We start from the raw sequence: 12,353 nt of genomic DNA on the forward strand, positions 1-12,353 counted from the left end.
GCGCGGCGGGTGACAAGACGTGCGGGGTGATGCAATCATCGCGCGCATGAAGCGCTTTCGCATCCAATCCGCCCGGACACTGAGAAACGGCATGCAGGACATGGAGGCCCGGCTCTGGCGGCACCTCTGGCGAATCCCGCTTGAAGGAACCCATTTCCGGCGTCAGGTGCCGATAGGGCCCGACTGCGCGGACTTTGCCTGCCACAAATTGCGGATCATCGTCGAGATAGACGGAAGGCAGCACGGCGAAGAAATGCAGATGCGGCACGATGCCCGCAGGGATGCCTGGCTCAGCAGCCAAGGGTACCGTGTTTTGCGATTTTGGACCGATGACGTCAAATATGAACTGGATTCCGTGCTCGATACGATTTATTGCGCCGTCGAGGACGCGCGCTCCCACCTCCCCCTCAATGGGGGAGGTCGCGCCGACGGCGCGGGTGGGGGTGAGCAGGAAGCAACACCCCACCCCGGCGCTGACGCGCCGACCCTCCCCATCAAGGGGAGGGCGAGGAGCCCTTGATGCCCGATCTTCTGCTTGAACTCCGCTCCGAGGAAATCCCGGCCCGCATGCAGCGCAAGGCTGCCGGCGATCTGAAGAAGCTGGTGACCGACGGCCTTGTCGAGGCGGGCCTGACCTACGAGGCAGCGCGGGAATACTGGACGCCGCGCCGGCTGGCACTCGACATCCGGGGCCTGACGGCCCGCTCGAAGGATGTTCGCGAGGAACGCAAGGGTCCGCGCACCGATGCCCCGGAAAAGGCCATCGAGGGCTTCCTGCGCGGCGCGGGCCTTGCCTCCATCGACCAGGCGGAGATCCGTTCCGACCCCAAGAAGGGCGATTTCTACGTCGCCGTGATCCAGACGCCCGGCCGCGATGCGGAGGCCATCATCGCCGACATCATGCCGGGAATCATCCGCGGCTTCCCGTGGCCGAAATCGATGCGCTGGGGCGCGGCATCCGCCGAATCCGGTTCGCTGCGCTGGGTGCGTCCGCTGCAATCCATCCTGTGCACCTTCGGACCGGAGACCGAGGAAACAAGGGTCGTGGATTTCGAGGTCGACGGCATCCGCGCCGGCAACCAGACGCGCGGCCACCGCTTCCATGCGCCCGATGCCTTCACGGTGCGCCGTTTCGACGACTACGTGGCAAGCCTCGAAAAGGCGAAGGTGATCCTCGACGCCGAACGGCGCAAGCGGATCATCCTGGAGGACGCGCGCAACCTGGCTTTCGCCAACGGGCTGGAACTGGTGGAGGACGAGGGTCTGGCCGAAGAGGTCTCGGGCCTTGTCGAATGGCCGGTGGTGCTGATGGGCGAATTCGAGGAAGCGTTCCTTGAAATCCCGGACGAGGTCACCCGGCTGACCATCAAGACCAACCAGAAATGCTTCGTCACCCGAAAGGATGGCGCGCTTTCCAACCGCTTCATCCTCGTCGCCAACATCGAGGCGCGCGATGGCGGCAGGGAAATCGCCTATGGCAACGGCAAGGTGGTGCGCGCACGCCTCTCCGACGCCCTCTATTTCTGGCATACCGACCAGGCCGACCTGCCCGATCTCGACACATTGAAGGGCAGCGCGGCGACGTTCGGGCTCGATCTCGCCAAGCCGCTGGACCAGCGCATGGCCCGCCTCGATCATCTCGGTGTGACCTTCCACGCGAAGCTCGGCACACAGGGCGAACGGGTGGAGCGCATTGCCAAGCTGGCGGAGACGCTGGCGCCGATCATTGACGCCGATGCCGCGCTGGCACGGCGCGCGGCGCTGCTGGCCAAGGCCGACCTGCAAACGGAAGTGGTGCAGGAATTCCCGGAAGTGCAAGGCGCCATGGGGCGCACCTACGCGGCCCTGCAAGGCGAGGACAGCGCCGTGGCCGCGGCCATCGAGGAGCATTACAAGCCGCAGGGTCCGTCCGACGCGGTGCCCGCCGCTCCCGTTTCAATCGCTGTGGCGCTGGCCGACAAGCTGGACACGCTGACAGGTTTCTGGGCCATCGACGAGAAGCCGACCGGCTCCAAGGACCCCTACGCGCTGCGCCGCGCCGCGCTCGGCGTGATCCGCATCGTGGCGGAGAACGGCGTGCGCATGGGGCTCGCCCAGGTGGCCGCAGACCATCTTCAACACACCCTGGAAGACCGTGCCTTCGGGGACGAAGCCTTCCGCGACCACCTCATCGAGACCCATGTGCCGCATGAACAGCGCGTGGCGGAAAACTTCGAGCACCAGTGGGTCAATGACCTCGCGCATGTGGCCGCCGCCAACGATGCGCGGGGGATCGCCGCCGACCTGCTGTCCTTCTTCCATGACCGGCTGAAGGTCTATCTGAAGGATTCAGGCGCGCGCCACGATCTCATCGACGCGGTCATCTCGCCGGACAGTGACGATATCCTGCTCATCATCCGCCGCGTGGAGGCGCTGGGCGCCTTTCTCGGCACCGAGGACGGCACGAACCTGCTGGCCGGCACCAAGCGGGCGGCCAATATCCTGGCCGCGGAGGAAAAGAAGGGCACCGCCATCGCTTCCGCCATCGATTCGTCGCTGTTCGGGACGGACGAGGAACGCGCGCTCTTCGACAGCCTGGAAGAAGCCGAACGCCTGGCCGCGCAAGCCATCGCGGCGGAGGACTACGAGACGGCGCTGGGTGCCATGGCGCGCCTGCGTCAACCGGTCGATGCTTTCTTCGAAGCCGTCCTTGTGAATGCCGAGGATGACAAGGTGCGCGCCAACCGGCTGGCGCTGCTGGCGCGCATCCGCGCGGCGACCGGCCAGGTGGCCGACTTCTCGCGCATCGCGGGCTGATTGAAAAAGGAGAAGGCAGACGGCCTCACCGACCATCCGCCTCCCGAACGTGCCAGCGGGCCGAGGTCAGGACCCGCCGCACGGCACTTACTCGCGGCGCAGTTCCATGCCCGGGAATTCGGGCGCGGCCGGCGGATTGACGGCGGCTGTGCGGCCGGTGTCGATTTCGGCGGGACGCGTTTCGGGCACAGCCGCACCGCCTGCGGCGGCGGCAGCGGCAATGTCCGCACCATCACCCGGGAACCCGTCCTGTCCGCCCGGCGCCCCGATATCGGCGAGGCTGCGCGGCTGGTTCATGATTTCGGGGCGTTCGCCGATGATCTCGTCAAGCGTCATGTCCACTGTGGGAACAGCGGCCACCTTGACCGTTTCGGCGGACGAGGCCAGCGGGGCGGGTTCCGCCTCCGGCTCTGCCGGCGCGCCCAAAAGGAAGACCGATGCCGAGATCTGCTGGATCGGGGTCCCGTTCGGCAGCGTTTCGGCCTGCACACCCGTTGCCGCCAGCAGCAATCCGCCTGTCAGAAAGAGAATTTTCATTTCACAAACCCCATTCCTACCCGTATTTCGACCCGAACCTAGCAAAGGCGGTTGAAAATGCCGTTTTGGAAAAAGATCAAATTTGACGGATCGTGCCAGTGCTTGCGGAGCATGCCGCCAAAGGCTAGGGAACGGGGCTTCTTGGACGGAAAAGGCCCGTGGCGCAGATCCTGAACGCTGACGATCCGGAGACATTGCGGCTGGCTGCGGCGGCGCTCGACGCGGGCCAGCTCGTCGCCATTCCCACCGAGACCGTCTATGGCCTCGCCGCAGACGCGACGAACGGTGAAGCCGTGGCCGCGATCTTCGCCGCCAAGGGCAGGCCGCGATTCAACCCGCTCATCGCGCATGTGGCATCGCTCGCGATGGCGCGCGAAACCGGCATGTTCGACGCCATTTCGCTGGCGCTGGCCAAACGGTTCTGGCCCGGTCCGTTGACAATCGTGGTGCCGCTCGCCCCGCAATCCTTCGTCCATCCGCTGGTCACGGCCGGGCAGCAAACGGTGGCGCTGCGGATGCCGCGCGGTTTTGGCGCGGATGTCGTCGCCCTGCTCGGGCGGCCCGTTGCCGCGCCATCGGCCAATCGCTCGGGCCGCATTTCGCCAACCAGCGCGGCCAATGTCGCAGCCGATCTCGGCGAGCGGGTTCCGCTCATCGTTGATGCGGGACCGGCGCCAGTGGGCGTGGAATCGACCATCGTGAAGGTGGAGGATGGCGTGGTGCGCCTGCTCAGGCCCGGCGGCGTCACGGCAGACGATATCGAAGCCATGGGGCTGTCCGTCATTCGCAACCGGCCCGGCGTGGCGGTGGAAGCGCCCGGCATGCTGGCCTCGCATTACGCACCGCGCGCGACGATGCGTCTCAATGCCGAAAGCGTGGAACCGGGCGAAGCGCTGCTGGCCTTCGGACCGGACCGCATCGCCGGCCACGAGGCGGCTGCCGCCCTCCTCAACCTTTCGCCCGCGGGCGACCTCGGGCAAGCGGCCGCAAATCTCTTTGCCCACATGCATGCGCTGGACGCCACCGGCGTGGCGCGGATCGCGGTAGAACCCGTGCCCATGACGGGGCTTGGCGAGGCGATCAACGACCGGCTGGCCCGCGCGGCGGCGCCGCGTAAAGGCGCGGGATCGCGTGACGACAAGGACTGAGACATCATGGACAACACGCTCAGGAACCGCTTCGCGAGCATCGTCGGCGCCGCCCACGCGCTGACCGGCGACGATGCCATGGCGCCGCACCTGAAGGAGCCGCGCGGGCTCTGGGGCGGCAAGGCGGCCATGGTGCTCAAGCCGGGCAGCGTGGAGGAGGTTTCCGCCATCATGGCACTTGCCAGCGAGACCGGCACCCCTGTCGTGCCGCAGGGCGGCAATACGGGCCTCGTCGGCGGCCAGATGCCCGACCCGAGCGGCAAGGCCATCATCCTGTCGCTGTCGCGCCTGAACCGCATTCGCGAACTGGACCGCGACAGCGCCACCATCACCGTGGAGGCAGGCACGGTGTTGCAGACCATCCAGGAAGCCGCCGATGCGGCCGGGCTGCTGTTCCCGCTTTCGCTGGGCAGCCAGGGTTCCTGCCAGATCGGCGGCAACCTTTCCTCCAATGCCGGCGGCACCGGCGTGCTCGCCTATGGCAATGCGCGCGAACTTTGCCTCGGGGTGGAGGTGGTTCTGCCGACCGGCGAGGTGCTGGACGACCTGCGCAAGCTGAAAAAGGACAATACCGGCTACGACCTGAAGAATCTCTTCGTCGGGGCGGAAGGTACGCTGGGCGTCATCACCGCCGCGGTGATGAAGCTGTTTCCCAAACCCAGGGGGCAGGAGGTTGCCTGGATCGGGCTCGACAGTCCCGAGTCGGCGCTGGCGCTCTTCAACCTCGCCACGGCGCGGGCCGGCAGCGGGCTGACCGCGTTTGAACTCGTGCGCGACATGGCCATGGATTTCGCCGTCACCAACATTCCTGGCAACATGGCGCCGCTCGAAGGTCATCACCCCTGGCTGGTGCTCATGGAGGTCTCGTCGGGACGTTCGCCGGAGGATGCGCGGACGGTGACCGAATCCATCCTCGAAACCGCGTACGAACAGGGCCTGGTGCAGGACGCCGTGCTGGCCGCGTCGCTGGCCCAGGCGCAAGCCTTCTGGCGTCTGCGCGAGACCCTGTCGGATGCGCAGAAGCCGGCCGGCGCCTCCATCAAGCACGACATTTCGGTGCCCGTCGCGGCAATTCCGGCCTTCATCCGCGAGGCCGAGAAGGCGGTCAGGAGCGTCAGCCCGAAGGCGCGGGTTGTCTGCTTCGGCCACATGGGCGACGGCAACCTGCATTACAACATCTCCGAACCGGCCGACGGCGATCCGGATTTCCTCAGCCTTTACAAACCGATGAACAAGGCTGTTCACGATGTCGTGCGGACCATGGACGGCTCCATATCGGCCGAGCACGGCATCGGCCAGATGAAGCGCGCCGAGCTTCTTGAAACCGCGCCGCCGGTCGGCATCGACCTCATGCGCCGCATCAAGGCCGCTTTCGATCCGGCCGGAATCATGAATCCCGGCAAGGTGATATGAGCCTTTGCTCATTCTATTATCAAGGGACTGGAAAGATTTCCTGAGACTTCGTTACACCGGGTGACGAAGCGCTAACCCTCCGTCGCAGCGAGTAAAATTTAACCGTCTTCCTTAAGCGGACCGGAAACAGCGGTCGCTAATATCCCCTTCCAACGAGACCGGAAAACCGGTCCGCCGGAGCCAGAAAGAAGCGGCCCGGGAAGTCTTACAGGAAGGCGTGAAATGCAGACCAACACCAAGCCCGCATGGGCCGGACGCGACATGCGTCTCGACCCGGCCCGATTGCCCCAGATCGCCAGCTATGCGGCGCCGGACGACAGTGATGTGACGTTCACGATCCATGCCACCGGCGTTTCGGTACGCAAGGTCCTTTCCCGGTCGGGGCTGCCGTGTTCGCTGGCCCTGCCCTACAAGGCCTATCGCGGGGTGGCGGCGCGGGCCATCGAGGACGAATATGGCGAAGTGACCGTGACGCTGGAACTGCTGCATGCGGACCCGGCGCTGTGCGTGCCGCTGCTGGTGGCCGGCGATCTCTACGACATCGCGGCTGACTGGCGGGCTTGGTCGGAGCGCTGCAAGCTGCCCATGCTGCTGTTCGAGGCCGACGGCGTGGCCCGTTCGCTGGAGGAAAGCCTCGGCGCGGTGAAAACCGGCGAACCGCAGGAACGGCGGCCACGCCGGACCCCGCGCCGGCCGCGCGCCCGGTTCCTGATGCGCAGGCAGGTCGGCGACAGCGCGCTCCGCCTCGTCATCGAGGGCGAGGAGATTATCGCCCGTTCGTGACAGGCCCGGCCCTCAGAACCCGGACGAGACACCCGCCCAGACAGCGCCGCCGAGCAGGCCGAGGAAAACAAGCCAGCCCAGATGGCTGTTCGACTTGAACAGCCGCAGGCACTGGTCGGGATCGTCGATGTCGAGCACGCGGATCTGGCGCACCATGTGAAAGGCAGCGGCGACGAGCCCCGCCAGCGCCGGAAACGGCACATCCGCCTCCATGAACGCCATGGCGAAGAACAGGAGAGCGCCCGAATAGAGCATGGTCAGCGCGAACTTCGTGCGGCTGCCGAACAGGCGCGCGGTGGACTTCACGCCGACCAGCGCGTCGTCCTCCTTGTCCTGGTGGGCATAGATGGTGTCGTAGCCGATGGTCCACAGGATCGCGCCGCAGTAGAGCAGCAAGGCGGGCGCGGCGAGCGAGCCGAATTCCACCGCCCAGCCCATCAGCGCACCCCAGGAAAAGGCAAGTCCCAGAAAGAATTGCGGCCAGTTGGTAAAGCGCTTGGCAAAGGGGTAGATGGCGACCACGGCCAGCGAGGCGATGCCGAGCAGGATGGCGAAGCCATTGAACTGGACAAGCACGAGAAGGCCCGCCAGCGCCTGGAGGGCGAGAAAGACCCAGGCCTGTTTCCGGCTCACCTGGCCGGAGGGCAAGGGCCGCGAGCGCGTGCGCGCCACCTGCTCGTCGATGCCCTGGTCCACCAGGTCGTTATAGGTGCAGCCCGCGCCGCGCATGGCCACCGCGCCGATGAGAAACAGCGCCAGCACGAGAGGCGACGGCAGCATGTCCATCAACGGCGCACCCAGCCTGCCGCCAGCCGACGCAGCCATCGCAGCCGACCACCAGCACGGCCACAGCAGCAGCCACCAGCCGATGGGTCTGTCCCACCGGGCCAGTTGCGCATAGGGCCACAGGCCGCGCGGAAGGATGCGATAGACCCAATGGCCCGACGGCGCGTCGGCCACCCTGCCCTGCTTGTCTCTTGACTGCACTGTTTCCATGCCCGCCTGAGTGACAGGCAGGCGGCGGCGCGTCAAGCAGGCGGGGCGGAATCCGGTTGATCGCGGGCGGGCGCGCTTGACGCGAACGCGTGCGGGGGGCAAACCCGCCGCACACGGCTTGCAACGGAGTGGACCGCATGAATGTGCTGCTGATCGGATCGGGCGGGCGCGAGCACGCCCTTGCATGGAAGATCGCGCAATCGCCGCATCTGGATGCGCTCTATGCCGCGCCGGGCAATCCGGGCATCGCACAGGAAGCGACCTGCGTCGCACTGGATGTCAGCGATCACGATGCGGTTGCCGCATTCTGCAAGGAGAAGGCTATCGCGCTGGTGGTTGTCGGGCCTGAAGCGCCGCTGGTGACCGGCCTGGCCGACGATCTCAAGGCGGCCGGGATCGCCGTGTTCGGCGCTTCCAAGGATGCCGCGCAACTGGAAGGCTCCAAGGAGTTCACCAAGGCGCTGTGCGACCGCAAGGCCATTCCCACGGCGGCCTGGGCCTCGTTCAACAATGCGCCCAAGGCCAAGGCTTACGTGCGGGCGCAGGGCGCGCCCATCGTCGTCAAGGCCGACGGGCTTGCCGCGGGCAAGGGCGTCACGGTCGCCGAAACGGTGGACGAGGCCTGCGCAGCCATCGACGACTGTTTCGAGGGCGCCTTCGGCGAGGCCGGCGCAAGTGTCGTCATCGAGGAATGCCTTATCGGCGAGGAAGCAAGCTTCTTCTGCCTGTGCGATGGCGCCACGGCGCTGCCGCTCACGACGGCGCAGGATCACAAGCGGGTGGGTGACGGCGACACAGGGCCGAACACGGGCGGCATGGGCGCCTATTCGCCGGCACCGGTGATGAGCGACGCGCTGGTCGCCGCCGTGATGGAAACCATCATCGCGCCGACAATGACCGGCATGGCGGAAGCGGGCATGCCGTTTGCCGGCGTGCTCTATGCCGGGCTGATGATCACGGATCAGGGGCCCAAGCTGATCGAATACAACGTGCGCTTCGGCGATCCGGAATGCCAGGTGCTGATGATGCGCATGGAAAGCGACCTGCTGCCGCTGCTGATGGCGGCCGCGACCGGCGATCTGGCCGGAAAGAGGATTGAATGGAAAGACGATGTGGCGCTGACGGTGGTGATGGCCGGGGCCGGCTATCCCGGGACACCGAAAAAGGGCGGCGTGATCGAAGGGCTGGAAGAGGCCGACGCGCTGGAGGAGGTCAAGGTCTTCCATGCCGGAACGGCGGAGAAGGACGGGCGGATCGTCGGCAATGGCGGACGCGTGCTGAACGTCACCGCCACGGGCGCGAGCGTGACAGAAGCGCGCGACAGGGCCTATGACGCTGTCAGCCGTATCCGCTGGGCGGACGGCTTCACACGTTCGGACATTGGCTGGCGGGCGATTGCGCGCGAACAGGCAAAGGTCTGACCACCATGGACGTGACGATCTACCACAATCCGCGCTGCTCCAAGTCGCGCCAGGCGCTGGCCCTGCTGCAGGAAAAGGGCATTGAGCCGCGTGTGGTCGAGTATCTGAAAACACCGCCGACACGCGACGAACTGGCCGCGCTGGTCAAGGCGACAGGCGAACCGGTGCGCGCGCTTCTGCGCAAGCAGGGTTCGCCCTACGAGGAACTCGGCCTCGACGATGAGAAATGGAGCGACGATGAGCTTCTCGACTTCATGGCCGGGCACCCTTCCCTCTTGAACCGGCCGGTCGTGGTGACGGAAAAGGGCGCACGGCTCGGCCGGCCCACGGAACGCATCCTCGAAATCCTCTGATTCAATCCGCCTGGCCAGCTGTTCACGGCAGACAGGGTGGCCTTGACTTTCATCCAGAAATGACACTGATATCAGTTTCATTTTTGAAGAGCGGACCGTGAATGGCGAAACAGGGTGCAAATGCCGTGGCGGATGACCGCCCTGATACCCGGGCGGCCAGCCCCGGTCCTCATCCGGTTGGCAAACGGCCGGCGGCCTATGCTGCCGTGCTGGACGCGGCGACCGGCGAAGGCGGCAAGGCGGAGCGGACGCGCGCGCGTCTGCTTGCCGCCTGTGCCCGGCTGATGGAGCGATCGGGCGCGCCGGTGCCGACCGTCGCGGCCATCTGCAAGGCGGCGGGCGTGGCCCATGGCACGTTCTACCTGCATTTCGCCGACCGGGCCGATTGCGCGGGCGCGGTGCTGAGCGGCTTTGCGGACTTCCTGAGAGAGCGCATGCATTCGGCATCCGCAGAGCCCGGCGGCGATCCGGTGAAGGGCGCCACCGCCGCCTATGTGCGCCTGTTCCGGAGCCATGCCGGGCTGATGCGCCACATGGCCGGCGGGCTCGACGCCATGCCGCAATGCCGCGCAGCGTTCCAGGCGCTCAACGCGCAGTGGGCGGCGACCGTGGCCGGAGCGATGCGCCGCAAGGCCGGTCCCCTCTCCCTGGCCCCGGACGAGATCACGCGGCGCGCCTATGCGCTGGGCGGCATGGTGGATCAATACCTTGTGCAATGGCTGCTGCTGGAGGACGCGGCGCTCGGGCGCCTTTCGACCGATGAGGAGACGGTCATCGAAACGCTGACCACGCTGTGGAAAAAGGGCATGGAGCCATGAGCCTGATCGAGAATGCCGAGCGGATGAGCGCGGCGGAACTTGCGCCGCACCAGCAGGCGGCCTGGGAGAAACAGCGCCGGCACGTGATGGCGCATTCCCCTTTCCTCAACGCACATTGGGCCGGCGCGTCGCCCCCTGAGAAACTGGCCGACCTTGCCGCCCTGCCCTTTTGCGACAAGGCAGGACTGCGCCTGTCGCAAGCTGCGCATCCGCCCTTCGGCGATTACCTTTCCACCGGGCTGGAAACGGTCAACCGACTGCACCGCACGTCCGGCACGACCGGCCAGGCGATGAACATCGCGCTTTCGGCGCTGGACGCCCATGTGACCGCGCAAGTGGGCGGGCGCAGCCACCGTGCGGCGGGGCTGACGCCGTCGCATATGGTCGTCCACTGCCTGAACTACCAGATGTGGATGGGCGGGGTTAGCGATCACATGACGCTGGAGGCGACGGGCGCCGCAGTGGTGCCCTTCGGCACCGGCTCCACCGATCTCCTGATCCGCACCATCCGCGAGACCGGCATCAACGCCATTTCCTGCACGCCGTCCTACCCTTCCGTCCTGGAAAAGGTGATCCGCGAGCGCCATCCCGGCCTTGACCCGCGTGACCTCGGCTTGAAGCTCGGCCTGTTCGGCGGCGAGCCGGGGCTGGACGATCCGGCCTTCCGCACCCGCGTCGAAAACACCTGGGGCATGGCGGCGCGCAATGCGAATTACGGCGTATCGGACGTGCTGTCGAATTTCGCGGCGCAATGCACCCATGACACGCGGCTGCATTTCATGGCCTCCGACATCCTGTTCCCCGAGATCATCGACCCGGAAAGCGGCGCAGCGCTCGCCTTCGAGCCGGGGGTGGAGGGCGAACTGGTGCTGACCCATCTGCTGAAGGAATGCCAGCCGCTGGTGCGCTTCCGCACCGGCGACATCATCGCCGTGGACGAGACCGCGCCGTGTGCCTGCGGGCGGCACGGCTTCCGGTTCCGCGTCGTCGGCCGGTCCGACGACATGGTGGTGGTGCGCGGGCTGAACATGTTTCCCACCATGGTTGCCGCGGTGATCGGCGGCTTCAGTGAATTGTCCGGCGATTACCGCATCGTGCTCGACACGCCGCCGCCCCACGACCACCTGCCTGTACAGGCGGAGATGAAACAGGGCGCCGACGTGGCCGATACCGGCGCACTGGCGCGGGCGGTGGAAGACGCCATCAAGCGCACACTCGGTGCGAGCGCGCGGGTGGAGATCGTGCCGCCAGGCCATTTCCCCGTCACCGAGGGCAAGACGAAACGCGTGATCAGGAGCCATTCATGAGCGATTTCACCTATGCCACGATCAACAGCCGCATGGGCAAGCATGACGGCGTGCGCATCATCGCGCTCAACCGCCCGGAGAGCCTGAACGCCATGAACCGGGCGCTGATCGACGACGTGGCGCGCGCCTTCGACGATGCCAATGCGGATCCCGGCACGCGGGCCATCGTTTTCACCGGCGAAGGCCGCGCCTTCTGCGCGGGCGACGACCGGCGCGACCACGTCCACCCGGAAAGCGCGGAACAGGCCCGCGACCTGGTGGACGCCATCCAGCGGGCAACGGTGGCCATCGTGTTCGGGGCCAAGCCCGTGGTGGGCGCCATCAAGGGCTGGGCTGTCGGCGGCGGGTTCGAGTGGGCGATCAATTGCGACTTCTCCGTCTGGGGCAAGAGCGCCAAGGGTTTCTTCCCCGAGGTCTCGCTGAACCTGTTCGTCACCGGCGCCGTCACGTCCATGCTGCCGGCACTGGTGGGACTGTCCAAGGCGCGCGAAATGCTGTTCCTCGGCGAGCGCTACGACGCCGAAACCCTGCATGGTCTCGGCCTTGCCAACAGGGTGGTGGGCGACGACGTGGTGATGGACGTGGCAGAGGAAATGGCGTCGAGGCTGGCGCAATTGCCGCCGCTTTCGGTGCGCGCCATGAAGCGGGTGCTGAACCAGTCGGCGATGGCCGATATCCGCCGGGCGCTGGACCTCGAAACGGAAGCCACCGTCGCGGGTTTCATGGACCCGGAGACGACGCGGCTGCTCAAGGCGTTCTGACCGGCCGATATTTGAAACAT

At 66.5% G+C, this 12,353-nt stretch carries 12 protein-coding genes; 10 read left to right on the forward strand and 2 right to left on the reverse strand.

The window, feature by feature from the left end:
• Positions 1 to 19: 19 nt before the first annotated feature.
• Positions 20 to 520 (forward strand): endonuclease domain-containing protein, encoded by a 501-nt coding sequence (locus ACLB6G_RS08560; RefSeq protein WP_410355719.1) that lies wholly within the window; start codon positions 20 to 22, stop codon positions 518 to 520.
• Positions 520 to 2,796: a glycine--tRNA ligase subunit beta gene (glyS, locus tag ACLB6G_RS08565; RefSeq protein ID WP_410355720.1), complete on the forward strand. Its 2,277-nt coding sequence runs from the start codon at positions 520 to 522 to the stop codon at positions 2,794 to 2,796. The genes ACLB6G_RS08560 and glyS overlap by 1 nt, the downstream gene beginning before the upstream one ends.
• Before the next feature lie 87 nt (positions 2,797 to 2,883).
• On the opposite strand, the gene ACLB6G_RS08570 is transcribed toward glyS, so the two are convergent.
• Positions 2,884 to 3,333, reverse strand: a complete 450-nt coding sequence (locus ACLB6G_RS08570; RefSeq protein ID WP_410355721.1) for a hypothetical protein — start codon at positions 3,331 to 3,333, stop codon at positions 2,884 to 2,886.
• 158 nt (positions 3,334 to 3,491) lie between these two features.
• Here ACLB6G_RS08570 and ACLB6G_RS08575 point away from each other — a divergent pair, with 158 nt between their 5' ends.
• The 3 genes from ACLB6G_RS08575 (at position 3,492) to ACLB6G_RS08585 (ending at position 6,677) form a co-directional block, all read left to right on the forward strand.
• Positions 3,492 to 4,481: an L-threonylcarbamoyladenylate synthase gene (locus ACLB6G_RS08575; protein WP_410355722.1), complete on the forward strand. Its 990-nt coding sequence runs from the start codon at positions 3,492 to 3,494 to the stop codon at positions 4,479 to 4,481.
• Positions 4,482 to 4,487: 6 nt separating this feature from the next.
• Complete coding sequence (locus tag ACLB6G_RS08580) at positions 4,488 to 5,894, forward strand: FAD-binding oxidoreductase (protein WP_410355723.1); 1,407 nt, start codon at positions 4,488 to 4,490, stop codon at positions 5,892 to 5,894.
• 222 nt (positions 5,895 to 6,116) lie between these two features.
• Entirely contained in the window at positions 6,117 to 6,677 is a 561-nt protein-coding gene (locus ACLB6G_RS08585; RefSeq protein ID WP_410355724.1) for a DUF6101 family protein, read from the forward strand.
• 12 nt (positions 6,678 to 6,689) lie between these two features.
• On the opposite strand, the gene ubiA is transcribed toward ACLB6G_RS08585, so the two are convergent.
• Positions 6,690 to 7,673 (reverse strand): 4-hydroxybenzoate octaprenyltransferase, encoded by a 984-nt coding sequence (gene ubiA, locus ACLB6G_RS08590; RefSeq protein ID WP_410355725.1) that lies wholly within the window; start codon positions 7,671 to 7,673, stop codon positions 6,690 to 6,692.
• A gap of 137 nt (positions 7,674 to 7,810) precedes the next feature.
• On the opposite strand from ubiA, the gene purD reads away from it, so the two are divergent.
• The 5 genes from purD to ACLB6G_RS08615 all read left to right on the forward strand — a co-directional run bounded on the left by purD (position 7,811) and on the right by ACLB6G_RS08615 (position 12,333).
• Positions 7,811 to 9,094 carry a phosphoribosylamine--glycine ligase gene (gene purD / locus ACLB6G_RS08595; protein WP_410355726.1) on the forward strand — a complete coding sequence of 428 codons (1,284 nt, stop codon included), beginning with the start codon at positions 7,811 to 7,813 and terminating at the stop codon, positions 9,092 to 9,094.
• A gap of 5 nt (positions 9,095 to 9,099) precedes the next feature.
• A complete protein-coding gene (arsC, locus tag ACLB6G_RS08600; protein ID WP_410355727.1) occupies positions 9,100 to 9,447 on the forward strand; it encodes an arsenate reductase (glutaredoxin) in 348 nt (115 codons plus the stop codon).
• A 101-nt stretch (positions 9,448 to 9,548) separates the two neighbouring features.
• A complete protein-coding gene (locus tag ACLB6G_RS08605) occupies positions 9,549 to 10,265 on the forward strand; it encodes a TetR/AcrR family transcriptional regulator (protein ID WP_410355728.1) in 717 nt (238 codons plus the stop codon).
• On the forward strand, positions 10,262 to 11,572 hold the full coding sequence (locus ACLB6G_RS08610; RefSeq protein WP_410355729.1) for a phenylacetate--CoA ligase family protein: 1,311 nt from the start codon (positions 10,262 to 10,264) through the stop codon (positions 11,570 to 11,572). Before ACLB6G_RS08605 ends, ACLB6G_RS08610 begins: the two co-directional genes overlap by 4 nt.
• Positions 11,569 to 12,333, forward strand: coding sequence for an enoyl-CoA hydratase/isomerase family protein (locus ACLB6G_RS08615; RefSeq protein WP_410355730.1), 765 nt, complete (start codon positions 11,569 to 11,571; stop codon positions 12,331 to 12,333). Before ACLB6G_RS08610 ends, ACLB6G_RS08615 begins: the two co-directional genes overlap by 4 nt.
• The last annotated feature ends 20 nt before the right edge of the window (positions 12,334 to 12,353 follow it).

Origin of the sequence: Zhengella sedimenti (assembly GCF_046506625.1) — a bacterium.
Taxonomy (GTDB): domain Bacteria; phylum Pseudomonadota; class Alphaproteobacteria; order Rhizobiales; family Rhizobiaceae; genus Zhengella; species Zhengella sedimenti.